This is a genomic window from Streptococcus sanguinis SK49 (assembly GCF_000212815.1).
GTDB classification, from domain to species: domain Bacteria; phylum Bacillota; class Bacilli; order Lactobacillales; family Streptococcaceae; genus Streptococcus; species Streptococcus sanguinis_C.
Window position 1 is genome coordinate 358,177 of the sequence record NZ_GL890986.1, and the last position, 14,601, is coordinate 372,777.

12 protein-coding genes are annotated in these 14,601 nt (G+C 36.6%); 1 reads left to right on the forward strand and 11 read right to left on the reverse strand.

The window, feature by feature from the left end; genetic code table 11:
* The first annotated feature begins 180 nt into the window (after positions 1 to 180).
* Positions 181 to 1,107: an alpha/beta hydrolase family protein gene (locus HMPREF9380_RS01570; protein WP_004193422.1), complete on the forward strand. Its 927-nt coding sequence runs from the start codon at positions 181 to 183 to the stop codon at positions 1,105 to 1,107.
* A 499-nt stretch (positions 1,108 to 1,606) separates the two neighbouring features.
* On the opposite strand, the gene rpsO is transcribed toward HMPREF9380_RS01570, so the two are convergent.
* The 11 genes from rpsO to HMPREF9380_RS01525 all read right to left on the reverse strand — a co-directional run bounded on the left by rpsO (position 1,607) and on the right by HMPREF9380_RS01525 (position 14,065).
* The gene (gene rpsO, locus HMPREF9380_RS01565; protein WP_004193424.1) at positions 1,607 to 1,876 is read right to left on the reverse strand and encodes a 30S ribosomal protein S15; all 270 of its coding nucleotides are present in this window, start codon (positions 1,874 to 1,876) and stop codon (positions 1,607 to 1,609) included.
* A gap of 224 nt (positions 1,877 to 2,100) precedes the next feature.
* Positions 2,101 to 3,483 carry a DUF4832 domain-containing protein gene (locus HMPREF9380_RS01560; RefSeq protein ID WP_032907708.1) on the reverse strand — a complete coding sequence of 461 codons (1,383 nt, stop codon included), beginning with the start codon at positions 3,481 to 3,483 and terminating at the stop codon, positions 2,101 to 2,103.
* 16 nt (positions 3,484 to 3,499) lie between these two features.
* Positions 3,500 to 4,171 (reverse strand): DUF4956 domain-containing protein, encoded by a 672-nt coding sequence (locus HMPREF9380_RS01555; protein WP_004193426.1) that lies wholly within the window; start codon positions 4,169 to 4,171, stop codon positions 3,500 to 3,502.
* Between the two features lie 18 nt (positions 4,172 to 4,189).
* On the reverse strand, positions 4,190 to 4,924 hold the full coding sequence (locus HMPREF9380_RS01550; RefSeq protein ID WP_004193429.1) for a polyphosphate polymerase domain-containing protein: 735 nt from the start codon (positions 4,922 to 4,924) through the stop codon (positions 4,190 to 4,192).
* A complete protein-coding gene (locus tag HMPREF9380_RS01545) occupies positions 4,911 to 6,686 on the reverse strand; it encodes a CotH kinase family protein (protein ID WP_004193432.1) in 1,776 nt (591 codons plus the stop codon). Before HMPREF9380_RS01545 ends, HMPREF9380_RS01550 begins: the two co-directional genes overlap by 14 nt.
* Entirely contained in the window at positions 6,679 to 8,124 is a 1,446-nt protein-coding gene (gene pelG / locus HMPREF9380_RS01540; protein ID WP_004193436.1) for an exopolysaccharide Pel transporter PelG, read from the reverse strand. The genes HMPREF9380_RS01545 and pelG overlap by 8 nt, the downstream gene beginning before the upstream one ends.
* Complete coding sequence (gene pelF, locus HMPREF9380_RS01535; protein WP_032907710.1) at positions 8,112 to 9,524, reverse strand: GT4 family glycosyltransferase PelF; 1,413 nt, start codon at positions 9,522 to 9,524, stop codon at positions 8,112 to 8,114. The genes pelG and pelF overlap by 13 nt, the downstream gene beginning before the upstream one ends.
* Before the next feature lie 20 nt (positions 9,525 to 9,544).
* Positions 9,545 to 11,374, reverse strand: a complete 1,830-nt coding sequence (locus HMPREF9380_RS01530; RefSeq protein WP_004193440.1) for a DUF2194 domain-containing protein — start codon at positions 11,372 to 11,374, stop codon at positions 9,545 to 9,547.
* Positions 11,375 to 11,383: 9 nt separating this feature from the next.
* Positions 11,384 to 11,695 carry a hypothetical protein gene (locus HMPREF9380_RS12070; RefSeq protein WP_004193442.1) on the reverse strand — a complete coding sequence of 104 codons (312 nt, stop codon included), beginning with the start codon at positions 11,693 to 11,695 and terminating at the stop codon, positions 11,384 to 11,386.
* Positions 11,696 to 11,751: 56 nt separating this feature from the next.
* Positions 11,752 to 12,282 (reverse strand): hypothetical protein, encoded by a 531-nt coding sequence (locus HMPREF9380_RS12075; protein ID WP_235787805.1) that lies wholly within the window; start codon positions 12,280 to 12,282, stop codon positions 11,752 to 11,754.
* 1 nt (position 12,283) lies between these two features.
* Entirely contained in the window at positions 12,284 to 14,065 is a 1,782-nt protein-coding gene (locus HMPREF9380_RS01525) for a hypothetical protein (protein WP_004193446.1), read from the reverse strand.
* Between the last annotated feature and the right edge of the window lie 536 nt (positions 14,066 to 14,601).

The window sequence follows — 14,601 nt, forward strand, 5'->3', positions numbered from 1 at the left end:
CTTAGTAGCTACAGTCTAGCAAGATTTTCTAAAAAATTCAAGATTATCAGAATCTCGCTTAGATAAGTGAATTGGATTTTCTTGTATGAAAGGCAGAAAAATCAAAAAACAAGAAAGCTCTCTTCTTGTAAAATACATTCATTTCCGCTATAATACTACAAATACTGAAAGGAGAGAACTATGAAGTATATTTGGGCTTTCTTAGCAACCTTGAGCTTGGCTGGACTGGTTCTTTTCTTCTGGCATTCCCAAACCAAATCAAATCCTACCCCTCCTAAGCCAGAAACCACACAGACAGCTTCTAGCGAGAAAATCGACAATCAACCGACTCCGACAGAAGACATCGTGTCTGAAGAATACAGCGTTTCATACGATGACAAGCAGCTCTACGGAAAGATTACTGCTCCTCGTGACTACAAGAGTAAAAAATTGCCGACCATTGTCATTGCACATGGATTGAACAACACCCTTGAACAATATGACATGTACAGCCAACTGCTGGCAAAGCAAGGTTATCTGGTTTACAGCTTTGATTTCTACGGCGGCAGCCGCCAATCGAAGAGCGGTGGACAAGATATGCTGAATATGTCGGTCAAGACCGAACTGACAGACTTGACCCAAGTCATGGAAAAGCTGAGTTCCGAGGCCTTTGTAAATAAGACCAAGATGAGCTTATTCGGTGCCAGCCAAGGCGGTGTCGTTGCCAGTCTCTATGCTGCTGCTTATCCGGACCGCGTACACAAACTCCTGCTTATCTTTCCAGCTTTCGTTCTTTTCGATGATGCCAAGGAGACCTATCGTGAGCTAGGGAGCCTTGACTTCGACCAACTTCCTGATAGCCTGACACACCACAATACTACTTTGGGCAAGATTTATCTAATCGATGCCTTAGACATTGACATCCAAGCAGAGCAGGCCAAAATCACAGCTCCGACCCTCATTATCCATGGTACCGATGACGCAGTCGTGCCCTATCAGTATGCCGTTCAAGCAAGTCAGACCATTCCAAATGCAAAGCTGGTCACTGTAGAAGGTGGGGAGCATCGTATTGACGAAAGATTTGCTATCACTGCCGCTCCTGCCATTCAAAAATTCTTGAAAGAGTAAAGTTGCTGATAGAAAAAGTTCTTCTAAAGAAATAGAAGGACTTTTTATTTGGAAAAATTAGAAGAATTAGACTAGGAAATGATATTTGAAGAGCTTACAACGAATTAAGAGGAGTGATGAATAAAAAAACTTCTGAAATCAGATAACTAATTTGAGACCGGGCTAAAATCCTAGAGAAAAAGAAAAACTACTCTTTAGTAGAGCAGCTTCAACTTTGTGTATTCAATTGAACACGTACTAAGCGAGTTGATAAAATAAAAATCTCCCCGAAGAGAGAAGACCTGGTTTATTTTACCTTACAATGCTAGAAACCATAACCGAAGATAATACTCGAGTATATCGAGGTAAGGTGACAAAAGTAAAAAAGCCCTCTGGAGTCAGAGAGCCAATTTGAGCTCGGGCTAAAATCCTAGTGAAAAAGATGAAACTACTTGTGTTCATCGAACACAGTGTCGTTTCCCTATTTTCATACGGATTTTTAACGCCCTTAGCATCATGATTAGCGACGAAGTCCAAGAGAGTTGATCAACTCACGGTAACGGTTAACGTCGTTCTTACGAAGGTAAGCCAAGAGGTTACGACGGCGACCGATTTTCTTCATCAAGCCACGGTAAGTAGCGTGGTCTTTTTTATGTTGTTTGATGTGGTCGTTGAGGTGGTTGATTTCCCAAGTAAGGACAGCAACTTGAACCTCTACTGAACCAGTGTCACCTTCGTGACGTGCATATTGTGCAATGATTTCATTTTTTTTCTCTTTTGAGATTGCCATAATTTACTCCTTTTCTTTACGCTTCATCCGAGTGGCAGGTTTGGCATGGCCTGCAACCAAGAAGAAGTTATTTGTCTTTACGACATACTTATTCTACCAAGAAGCTCTACCTTTGTCAAATGATTCTCTCCTAAATATCCTATTAGCTACTATCTAATCTTGCATTCTCATATTATATAAGTAACAGGACGAAAAAAGAAGTGAAACAACCGTTTCACTTCTTTTTATCTATCTACTGCTGAATCATATAATGTTAAAACAGTTTTATTCTCCTGACCTTTATTGGCAAAACGTATTGATGGTTGGTTTGTCAAAGGAGAAACTATCCCTATAGCAACCCTATAACCTTTATCATTATCTGTTATTCCTACGGTTGACAGTGATAATTCAACTTTCTCTTCTTTACCAGGTAACATCTTAGTTAAATCAACTGGCAGTTTCTTTGTCTCCACAACCCTGCCTGTTTTATTATAAACATAAATCTTCGTTTCCCAATTACGATAAAAAGGAGCCACTCCTTTGTTTGACAAGGTAACGGTCAGCTGGGTCTTTTCACTTTCTGGTTTTAAAGATACCGAAGGGACCCATAATCTATATCCCATATTTTTCAAAACTTCTTTATAGCCCTTATCATCTTTTTCATCAATGATTTCAGCTACTTTTGGTCCTAAGAAAGTTGTATGGGACTGTCGAACTTCTTTAACCGTTTGGGATAAATTTTTCTTTAAAATAGCCTCCATGCTTACTGCACTAGTAAATTCACCACCAATAGGTGACGTTTGCCAAGCATTAGGCATCGCAACTAGCCCGTTTTTAGCATCTTCTTGGTCATAGTCTCCACCAGATCGAACCCAACCTAACCAAACTTCTCTGCTTTCCTCTTCTCCAACCATATCGTTATACAGTCCGAATCCATGCTTTTTAGCAGCTGCAAAGGGGCGACGCATTAAAATATTGGCTTTTGGAAAAGCTTGAATCCATGGAGTAATAAACTTCTCTCGAGTTTCTGCTTCTGGTAATTTCCGGATATTCGCTTCCTCATTGATATGCCATTCACCCCAGTGACCAAGAACTCCAAGCTGAATAAAGGCAATTTGCCCACTTTTAGCCCACCTTTCCCCCATGGCGGCAACAGCCTTTTGATAATAGGATATCAAGTTTTTATCTGAATAGTTAGGAGAAAAACCCTTACCATATTCAGAAGCGTAGCGATCCCCGGGATCAGACATTTCTTTTATCAGCCAAGAAGGGATATCTTCGTGGGGAGTATCTGAAGGGTAGTCTAATACAAATCGTAAGACAATATATTTTCCCTCTTTTTTCCAACGTTCAATTTGATTACTTTCTTCTATCTTTTCCCAATTATAAACACCTTTTTGAGCCTCTAGTTCTTTCCACGTAACATCCATATATACAAGCTGAACATCTTCTGGAAGTTCTTCTTCTTCTGCTGATGGAGCATAGCCCATCAAGGGATTAGGAAGGACTTCAGTGGAATATGTAAAAGCACGATCCACCTGTTTTTTATTAAAAGAAGTAATATGAAGAGCGCCGCAAATAGTAGCTACTACTACAAAAATTAAACTATATCTCAATTTTTTATTCATTCCATTTCCAATCATGTTAACCGTGATACTCACCATTATACTGGATAAGCGTCACGTCTGAAACCCGTTCAAGATTTCGAATTCTCTCTACAAAAGTGAAATCTTCTTTCTTACAGAGGACTTCAACCGCCATTTCAATAGTATCACCTCGAAGTGTCTTTGATTTCACAAAGTATTTTATTTTACCAAAAGATTGAATGATGCGATCACCTGTTTCATCACCTTGATAATGAATAATGACAATATAAACCTTTCCTTGGTGTTGCATCCGACTAAAAACCAGTAGCATTCCAAAAATGACTACTGCTGTCACAATTGCCAAGATGTACATACCAGCACCAACGGTTATTCCTGTGGTAATGGCCCAGAACAGGTAGAGCAAGTCCATGGGATCTTTTACAGCCGTCCGGTAACGTACAATGGAAAGGGCACCAACCATACCCAAAGAGATAACCACGTTGGTACTAATTGCCAAAGTTACCATAGCCGTTAGAATAGACATCCCAATCAAGGTCATTGCGAAACTTCTAGAATAGACAACTCCAGTGAAAAATCTCTGATAAACAAAATAGATAAATGCTCCTAAAGCGATTGCTAATAATAGAGTGGCAAGAATTTTTACAGCATTTTGGGAAGTAAAATTCTCCGATTTTAGTATTGATTTTTTAATCATATCTTGAACACTCATTCTTCTCTCCAATCTCTCCTAATAATCTGTATCATACCAGTATTCAAAATCATGCAAATATCTTGTCTTTTCATAGCAAAGGACGTATTTTGATACCGCAATAAATTCTGAAGCCTGAGGTGGAATAATATCTTTGATAATCTGTGGTTGCAACTCCGTATATTTCACTTCAAAAACTAGCTTGCCTGGGGGAAGAACTGGGATAGTTGGCAAGTTGGAATCAAATATATCCAAACTACCAACAGCAGCTCGTACATCCGAATCAAAAGTCAGTCGAACAGTACCAGCGTCATAGACCCATGGCTCACGTTCATAATCAACGATTACGCGGGGACGCATAACATTTGTCATACATTCAAAATAAAACTCCCTACAAAGAGGATAGGGACTATGAAGTAAAAATCCATAGTCACCTTCAATAATTTTCTCTACCTCTTCTCGTGTTAAAGGCGCTGCTTCCTTATAGATATAATTCTCAAATTTTTTCTTTCTTTCTAGCTTGATGCTACGATCACTAAAATTATAGATTCTGATACGGTATTTTTTTCGCATCAAAATCCCTGCATCCTTCTCTTCATAGCTACTATTCCAGTAGTCATCGAAATAAAGGCTTCGGATAGTATATCCTCCATTTTGGGCATGTTTATCTAAATTAAGAATGGACTCAAAACGTTGTGTTAATAAGGCTTTTTCTTTTAAACCGATGAGATACTTCGCCTCATGACGAAATTGCTCTTTTTTATCTGTTTTCATAAGTGTCAACCTTTATTCCCCCGTCTTCCATAACATAGAATCCTGAAACCCCAAATTCCTTCGTGGTATCTGTACGATAATAATCAAAGGCTGCTTGAGAATTGCCAGTTTCATTCTTTGCAAACACTCTTATAAAGTATTGACCTTTAGGTAAGCGATCTGTCTCAATACTGAGCTCTGAAATCTCTTTTTTATCCAATATTTTTTCTTTGAAGCTTGGATCCTTAGCTAATTCTACATGATAGGTTATCTGCTGATTATTAAAATCATAAGATGGTAGCCATTTTAAGATAAGTTTCTTTCCTTCGACTTTTGGTTGATCAATATAAAACGGTTGAGGTGATTGTAGGCTCTTCTTATAAGCATGATAGTTCGTCTCAACTTCCTTAGGAAGAGCAGCTAGAATCTGATTATACTGGTCTTCGTTAAAATATAGATGCCCTAAATCTGGCATACGCGACAAATATGGTTTTACTATTTTTGCATATTCCTTACTTAAATCACCAATATTCTGCGGACTCAGCTGATTCTTATATAATTCATCAACAGTCCTCTCTAAACCTGTTCGGAATCGTTCTGATTTAAGCAAGCGCTGAAATAAATGATTTCCCCAGTAATTGCTAACTCCATACTGCCAAGAATTCTCTCCTAAAGCACTTGGTTTTCGGATTTCATACTCGCTTTTGTGTAAAGAATCATCCAAGTCCCAAGGCAAAATATACCAGCGCGTCCCGTTCTTAGGGCTATAAAGAAACATATTCCGATTTTGACTGTCAATATTGCCCATCAAGATTTGAAAGGCCATCCAATATTGAACATTTTGTGCATCAAAATACTGTTCTAGAAATTCATCACTAGACACTGATTCGTCATTTAGCTTATCTAACATGTCAATCAGCTTGGTATGATCATTGTCTCCTTTAACCTCTAAACGAGATTCAAATTTTTTCTTATCAAATTTCGGATCATCTTCTTTTCTAATGACATCCGGCTCTCTAAAAAATTCGAAATTATTAATCTTATAGAGGTGACCGCTTTGATCAAGTCCATGAGCTTCGAGAGCGGTCTTGTTTAATTGCTCAACTTGAGTGTAAATCCCATAATCTTCAAACTCTTTGGACTGTTCACCTGTCTCATCCTTAACATAGAGATGGACGAATTGAGTACGAAGTCCTACAATTTGTGGAATACTTTCTGTCAGCTTAAAAGCTAGTTTATTTCGAAATCGAAGATAGTCATAGGGATGCTTATTTAGGTTAATAGTCCGCTGGCCTTCCCATCTTCCCTTACTTCTTTTGATTTCTATCTTGTAATTTTTTTGGCTAGCTCGACTGGAACTTTGTCCTCTAATTTGAACAGTAGCATTGGGAACCTCTTCACCAAAGCCGAACTGCCCTGATTCAGGCCCCTTTTCATTCCCAACTTGTAAAAGTCCTTCTACCTGATAGCGTTTAACTCCCATTTTTTCATAGTCGTAAGCCGAATACTGATTGACTTCACTCCAGGAATGATTAGTATTTTCAACAGTATTCCCCCGTCTAACAGTCAAGTACATTGTAATAACATCAGGATCACCTTGATTATACAAGGTTTCCTTATCATAAAGATGCAAATCATTAATGTTTTGCACCTTTTCTTTTTTGACCTTTTGAGTTACCTTCTCGTCTCCATTGCCACCTCCATTATCAAACACAGCCAAAAGAATAAATGCGAGGGACATCAAGCCAAAGACTAGTAAAAATTTACCCCATTTATTATCCATCGTTTCTCCTCGCTTCTAAAGTATTATAAAGTCTAGTAAAGAATCCAGTTTCTTCATATACGATGATATCTTGACTTCCTAAGACTCGATAAGGAAGGTCTTTGGTGTATTCAGTTAGACGAGCACTTGTAGTGAAATATAAAACTAATGAAGCTAATAAAAACCCATAACCAATGAAAGAAGTATCTATAAACTGGGTTAAAATACTAAATACAACTGAAATTCCAGCAAACCACTTACTACAATTTTTAGCCCCCTCATAGTCAACAAAATAGAGCAACAACAGTAAATTAATATTTCCGACCGCATAAAGCCCATAGCCCAAACACAATGTCTGAAAATAACCTTTCATCTGACTATTAAAGCCGAGTGGTAAAACAGCCAACAAGACAATACCAACAAACATCGCTAACAAGGTTGCTAAAAGTTGTTTCCAAGATAAATACTTTAATTCATTTCTAAGAGTCCGAAGCATATCTACTTCCGTCTGATTGATTCTGTCGACACTTCCTACTCCATCGTATAATTGATAATATTTCCTGAATTTTGGATAGAATACAACCTCTAATGAGACAACAAAACTTACAGTAGAAACTAAAGTAACAAGATAAGCCAACATGGCTGATACATCATAAACAGGAGCTGTACGAAAAAGTCCTCCTATCCCCTTACTCAATGGTCCAAACCAGTTAATAACGATATGTGCAAAGAGTCCTATAAACAGATAGATACCAACCTTAAAAAGATTAAAATATTCATCAAACCAAATCAAGAACTCGAAATTAGCCTCATAACTTTTCGGAAAATAACGATACATAATTCGAATCATTTGAACCAAAATATAAGCATAGGCAATACAAGTGCTCAACAACAGACCATATGGAATAGATAAATATATGGAAACGAAACCTGTTCCAAGCATAATCAAAATAGCTGCTGCAAATGTTTTTAAGATACTACGATAGTCTTTTACAGCTGTTAAATAATTAACTGCATGCCAAATTAAGCATAGTTCACTAAACAAAAGAAGATTTAAGAAAATCTCCAGCAAAGGAATTCCAGATAAAAATAAGAATAAGCCATAGGACACAAGCCCAATTCCCAACATCATAGCCCCTGAAGAAAAGTACGAGGGCAGAATTTTTTCAAACTTTTCTTCATAGAGCATGTCCGAAACATAGCGAGTTACTACCATGGAAAATATATTAGTTACAGCCAAAGAAGCCAGAATTGAGTAGGAAATCAGCCCCAAAAGATGGTCACGCTCAACATTATCAAAACGTCCAAATACGCTAAGATATACAACAGCAAGGATAAGTAGAATCCCAAGAATCATAGGCCCCACATAGATTATGCCTGCATAGCCATATGCTTTTTGTTTGGCAAGGAAATTTCCCTTATTATATACCTTTCTTAGCTCAAAACCTAATCCTGCCATCCCTTCACATACTCCTTGTACATTTTTCTATATTGATCAATCATTTGACCATACTGGTAAAACTGTTCAATGCGTTTTTTCGCAATTCTTCCCATTGCCATCCTCTTCTCTTCTGAAGAAGCCATAGATAGCATTGCATCTGCTAAACCATTTAAATCAGTAGGAGGGACACAGTATCCTGCAAGACCCAAACTATCATCTTCTCTCCCCTCAAGCAATTCTCTACAGCAACCTACGTCTGTCGTTACACACGCTTTTCCTGCTGCCATTGATTCTAAAACAGAGAGAGGTTGTCCTTCAGAAATACTGGTTAAAATCATAAAATCCATCTTTTTAAGATATTCTTTGACATTAACCCGGCCGGTAAAAATCAGATTGTCTAACTTCAGTTTTCGAACCAGGTCATAACATTCACTAGCGTAGCCTTTGTCATCAACACCCCCCATGACATAGAGGCGAAAATTAGGCATTTGGACGGATACCTCATAGAAAGAATAAATCATGGTTTTAATATCTTTGATAGGAGCCATTCGGACAGCTGCACCAACATTGATGAAACCATCACTTTCAAAAGGAATCGCAGAGAAAGACTCATAGTCAATTCCATTTGAAATGACTCGACACTTTTCCGGATCGCAGCCCATATCTATCTGAGTTTCTCTGGCTTTTGAGAATAGACTAGTAATACAGTCCGCTTTTGAATAAATTGCATCTGAAAGAGTATAGAAAAAATCAATCCATTGTTTTCGCATAGACGGCAAAATCCAATCTGCACGAATAATTTCTTCCTCGCGCTCCCGTGTATAAATCCCATGCTCTGTTAAAAGAAGGGGCTTACCTGTTCGAACGCTTGCCAATGTCGCCAAGATACCACCATAACCTGTCGAAATGGCATGATAAGCATCTGCAATCGGTATTTCACTAGAAAGAAGGGTCAACAGAGGAAACAGCATCGAGCGAATGGTATGAAAGACATCAGACATTGGCTGCATAGCGTATCTTTCTGCACACAATTCCTGAATCATATGGAAAAAATCTTCACTAGCCAAAAAACTATCTCGTTGGATTTTTCCATCTTGAAGCATGTTAAAGATTAAGGACCAATCTGGTTTAGCACAGAAGACCAACTGTCTTAAAGATTCATATTCTTCACTAGTTAAATCTTCAGCGCTGCTTTTCCTTATTTCAGTTCCAGCTAGACTATCTAGAAAGACTTCTCGAATCTCAACTACATTTTGGGGTAACTCATAGACAAATTTTCCTTTCTTAGATTCATTTGCTCCGATCACCCATACAATAAATTCATGCTCTTTCATTTCAGTTATATATTGATGCATCCATGTAGAGACACCACCATGAACATAGGGATATGATCCTTCTAAAACCAAACAAATTCTCATTTTTACTTTCTTTTCTATATTTATTTGACCTCAATAGATATTTTATCAGATGTAGCATGCAGGAGATAGAGATTGCCTGTTAAATGTTCTAAATCTCCACCCGTCACTTTACCTGGTTGACCTTCATTAAATCGAAACATCACATAAGCTTGGCTATGGAAATTCCCTAGTTCTAATTCCAATCCAGAATCTGTTTTGCTTTGATTAATGGTCAGTATAGCATAACGTTGGATAGAACCCGCCATTTCAGAACCAGTCAAACGCCTAATATTTGGAGCAATCTTATACAATGTTTCAATTTCATTAGTAAAATCTGTATAAAGTTTTGACCAGCCTAATTTTGCACCTCTATCTTCATCCATAACATCATCCGGATGAAGGAAATGAGTTGTAACATAGTGCATATTAAGTTCAGAAAACACAGTTAAGTCTGAATAGGCATCCCACGAAGCACCTGAAACAATCCGGGGTTGCTCAATCAAACCATCATCTGCGACTTCAAACTCCTGAGAGTAAGTAAATTTCCCTGGAAAATAATTACTTGCAATACTTTTAATTTCTGGAAAGTTTTCTCGTAAAACTTCTCTTCCTTCTTTAGACAAAACATTTGAAGGAGGAATATAGATAGATTTCTCTCCTTTTGGAAAAAGCTCTTTCGTAAAGCGAAGTAACTCACTTATCGAAGAAGACATAGCTTTCTTATCTTTCCAAGTTTTATAGGTAGGAAACTCATCTCCATAATCAACTCCTTTAGGGGTCAAGGGTTGATGATTATAACCATGATAGCTTATTTCTCCTCCATTAGCTAAAAGTGATTTCCCAAAATATTTAAAACGATCTATATCTTTTTGACTATGAACATTACCTGAGGTATCATCCTCATAATTTTCGATAACACCACCTGTATACTTAACTCCGTATTTTTCGGATAACTTTAGCAAATCAGGCCACCAGATATTGGTATAAAAATCAGAGATACTCATATTATAATCTCGCTTAATATAAGTAGCATCTCCTGCAGGAACTGGTGAAGGAAAATCATCAAGGTAGAAAGCAGTTCCATTGATAACTGGATAAGCTGTCACAGACGTCATCAAACTATAAGAAGCCGCATACAAACCACGCACTGCTCTTTCATAAATTCCAAAATTATCAATAACAAATTTCCCTTGGCCATGCTTTTTTTCCCAAATCAAAGGTGTTTTTGCCTCATCATCAGTCCAAGCATGAACCTTGGCATCAGATGAGAGTGTAACTGCCCAAGCAGAATGGAAAGCACCATCAATGGAATAACTCTTTCCTCCACCAATCATAAAATCTTTATCGATAAAAATTTTCTTAACATAAGCATTCTCAAAGCTTGAATTTGCCACGCCTAATTTTTGTTCTATTTCAGCCAATCGACTATCTTTAGCCAGAGTTACAGCAAAAAGAACATTGCCCCCTTGCTCAACCCAGTCGGTCATTTCAATAGCTTTATCTCCTAAACTTTCCAAATCGCTCAGAAGTACAACTACCTTTTTATAGTCAGAAAAATTTGGTATGGTCTCTTTTGAAATATCAACTATCTGATAACCCATTCTCATATCTTTAAGGATTTGAGAAAATTGCTCTTTCGCTCGTCGGCTTGTGTCATTACTTTCATCATAAAGAATTAGGCTATCCTTAGCTAAGCTGTCAAAAACCGCGTTGGATGAAGGAACATCTTTAAGATAAGTATCCTTTTCTGAAGTAACTGTATATTGCTCGCCACTCTTTTGAATCCACAAAACAGCAGATAGCAAAAGAAAGATAACAATTACAATAATAGATTCTTTCGAATATAATAGTTTTCTTTTTTTCTTTGTCATCACAAAAACCTACGATTGCCAGAAAGCGAGACGTTCACGATTCTCTTTAGAAAGATAAATAGAACCATTTTGGATTATTTCTACCAATTCTTCTAACCTTTCTCCCTGGCTTGTTTCAAAATAATATCTTAAATAAAGCATATAAATAGCTTCTTGGTGAGGCCACTTTTGAGAAACGAAGTCCAGATATTCTTTAACTCGCTCATAACGCTTAAGCAAAAAATCATTCTCTATCAGTTTTATATAATCAGAAAGCTGCTCTTTTTGATGAAGTTTCTTTTCTAAGAGATTAGAATAATCTTTTCGCAATAATTCTCCCATCCTCTTAGTTACCAAATCCTTTTGCAAATATGCTTCTAATACAGCACAATATTCCGCTAGAACACGATAATCAGTCGGATTATCTTGGTGTTTTTTTCCAATGCCTGCAATCGAATATCATATTGTCGAGAAATTTCTGCAATCAAGGTTGTTGCATAATGGACAACCTCAGTATCATCATCCTGCCGAGCTAAGAATAATAAATCGATAAATTTAGCTGGTGCCCGACTGACGATTTCCATTAGCATCCACCGAGAAACTTCCTTATCTTTCAAAACTAGAGCTTCTTCTAATGGAATGACTTCTTCAACATGATTATAAGCGCTCTCAACTCTACTCATTTTTTGAGTATCATCTACCTCAAACCATTCATCTGGATCCTTTTGATCCAGAGAGATGTCAGTCTCCTCTTTATTTAAAGAAAGATTCAACCCCCAAAGCATGATATAGCCTAAAAACGGTAGGCAAATGGGGAAAATAATGTAAAACATAGGTAACTGAATTCGTTTTTTCTTTAAAGAAACAAACGAATGCATAGATAGAGCCACGTATAAAAGTACGAAAAAACTAGTAATCATCCACTCCATTTTAGTTTCCTTGTCTGATTTCACTTGGACTAATATGTGCCGCCAAACCGGGGTTCTTCTTCATATTAGAGAAGACTTGATAATAACCAGCTTTGTCCACCATAGAAGCTGTTAATTCATTAACCATTTGCAAGAAATGAAGTCTTGTTAAGGTCAACTTATCATAAGCAACATCTTCAATCCATATAAGATAGCGTAGGCCCGAAGCACTCTTCATCTCAACAGCAATAGTAGGATAATCTGGGAGTAATTTCCTATTAATCCAAACGGATTCATTTTCCAATCCTTCGTTTAACTGAGGATACAACTCTAATTTAAAATCAGAGAACTGTGATAGAGGATAAAAATGCACTGTGTCAGTTGAAAATTCTTCTCCAATAATTCTTTCAGCTTCAACAATGATCTCTTCAACCGTTCTCTTGTTTAAGCGTTTGAAAACATCATAAAGTTGACTGCTACCATGATGACTACTAACAACCTTTTGAACTAGCACATCTCTATCGTGAGTCGCATCTTCATATGAAAGTGTTAAGAATTCATTCTGTTCATTCAACAATTGATTTTCTTTTTCCAGTAATTCTTTCTCATCCTGATATTTCATTTGGATAATACCACAAATAAGCGCTACAAAAATATATGCAGCAAATGGAAGCCATCTATCAGTATTATAAACAATAGATTGCCATTTATTACCTGCCACTAGACTCATCGTAAACAATCCTAAAACAGATAGAACACCAGCAAATATACCGTAAACCGTACCAAAAATAGTACTAATTAGAGTTACAAATAAGAGCCTTACATCAATCATTCCTAGTTGATTGAACCTTGTTACGACTAAACTTAAGACTTCTGAAACTATAAAAGCAAGGAAGACTTCCGCGATTTTTTGAAAATCACTGTGAGAACGTAGTTTATAAACATTTCTTTTCAAACTACGAAATTCAAGCCTTCTCAACGGCTTTCCTTCACTAATAAATTGATCATACAGATCTGATAAATCATCTACGATAGAATAATGGATAAACCATCCATACCGACCGCGCAGATTATTTTTGTCTATTGATTGATATACAGGAGATAACTTATTGGATGGCTGGAAAGTAATCGAACTACGTGTCAGAGTTAAATCCTGTAATTTGCTTGCTAAAAGTTTGAAAGTATCTTGAAAAGGATTAGCTATTGTCAAAATTTCAGCCTCATCCGTCCAACTATTAAATACCTTATATACAAGCTCCGCTAAATCTTCTGAATTAATGAAATTCAGTACTTCGTCTGGTTGCTCATCAAAACTGATTGGCTGATTTCGCCGAAGATTGTCCATTAAACCATAGAAATAATCCTCTGGTTGTTTTGCAGAATAGACATAGGGGCTCCGAATAATTTTCAGAGAACCACTGTATGTACTTGCCCAATGTAAGCAAAGATTCTCTGCTGCTCTTTCCAAATCCTGAGGGAGATTAATAATTTCCGGTCCTGTGACATATAGAATATTTGACCAAGATAACTTCGTAGTATTTTTCAGGAAATCTTGCAATCTTTCCAACTCACCAATCTGTTGATTTTTATAGGTCAAATAATTTGAGAGATACAAAATTTGATCAAAATGATAATTTTCTAAGATTTCAGAGATACCAATTGACGCAGATTGTTTAAAAACAGTCACCTTTTTTAGCTTGGTTAAGTGCGTATCTCCAAAAATATAAACGTCACTATTTGGGAAAGCTTCCTCAATAAATTCTTTAGATATGTAACCTGTGTTTCCGAATAGTAAAGTTTTCACTTTCTTCTCCTTTAAATATCATTTTCCCATTTTAAAAACAAGATTTATGTTTAAAATACTTTTATGTATCGTATTTCTCTACACTCAACTTAAAATCATATAACTAATTAGGGAAAATAGCAAGCATATCAGCCCAAAATCCACATAAAATGTACAAAGCTTAGTAATTTGATAAAATTAAGTATCAAAACAGGCTGTCATCGTGTCTAAAAAATTCTTTTTCCTTATAATTTTAAATAAAAATAGCTTCAAACACCCCTATGGATATACCATAATTATACCACAAAAACCCTTTAATGAATACCGTTTACATAAGCTAAATCAAGTTTAAAACTATAAATTATAAGCATTTTTATTGAAAACAAATAATCTTGCCGTCCTCAGAAATTATAGATAAAAAATATCCTTGAATTTGAGTTATGCTTCTCAATCCCAAAGAATTCATTAAAATTTAAAATATAATATTTATAATTCAACCTCAAAGAAACCATTTCTGCCTCGGTCAAATAAACAAATTAAAACCCCAGTACTACTTC

Coding starts and splice junctions, on each gene's coding strand:
- HMPREF9380_RS01570 (WP_004193422.1), top strand. CDS start 181: ATGAAGTATATTTGGGCTTTCTTAGCAACCTTGAGCTTGGCTGGACTG.
- rpsO (WP_004193424.1), bottom strand. CDS start 1,876: ATGGCAATCTCAAAAGAGAAAAAAAATGAAATCATTGCACAATATGCA.
- HMPREF9380_RS01560 (WP_032907708.1), bottom strand. CDS start 3,483: ATGAATAAAAAATTGAGATATAGTTTAATTTTTGTAGTAGTAGCTACT.
- HMPREF9380_RS01555 (WP_004193426.1), bottom strand. CDS start 4,171: ATGAGTGTTCAAGATATGATTAAAAAATCAATACTAAAATCGGAGAAT.
- HMPREF9380_RS01550 (WP_004193429.1), bottom strand. CDS start 4,924: ATGAAAACAGATAAAAAAGAGCAATTTCGTCATGAGGCGAAGTATCTC.
- HMPREF9380_RS01545 (WP_004193432.1), bottom strand. CDS start 6,686: ATGGATAATAAATGGGGTAAATTTTTACTAGTCTTTGGCTTGATGTCC.
- pelG (WP_004193436.1), bottom strand. CDS start 8,124: ATGGCAGGATTAGGTTTTGAGCTAAGAAAGGTATATAATAAGGGAAAT.
- pelF (WP_032907710.1), bottom strand. CDS start 9,524: ATGAGAATTTGTTTGGTTTTAGAAGGATCATATCCCTATGTTCATGGT.
- HMPREF9380_RS01530 (WP_004193440.1), bottom strand. CDS start 11,374: ATGACAAAGAAAAAAAGAAAACTATTATATTCGAAAGAATCTATTATT.
- HMPREF9380_RS12070 (WP_004193442.1), bottom strand. CDS start 11,695: ATGGGAGAATTATTGCGAAAAGATTATTCTAATCTCTTAGAAAAGAAA.
- HMPREF9380_RS12075 (WP_235787805.1), bottom strand. CDS start 12,282: ATGGAGTGGATGATTACTAGTTTTTTCGTACTTTTATACGTGGCTCTA.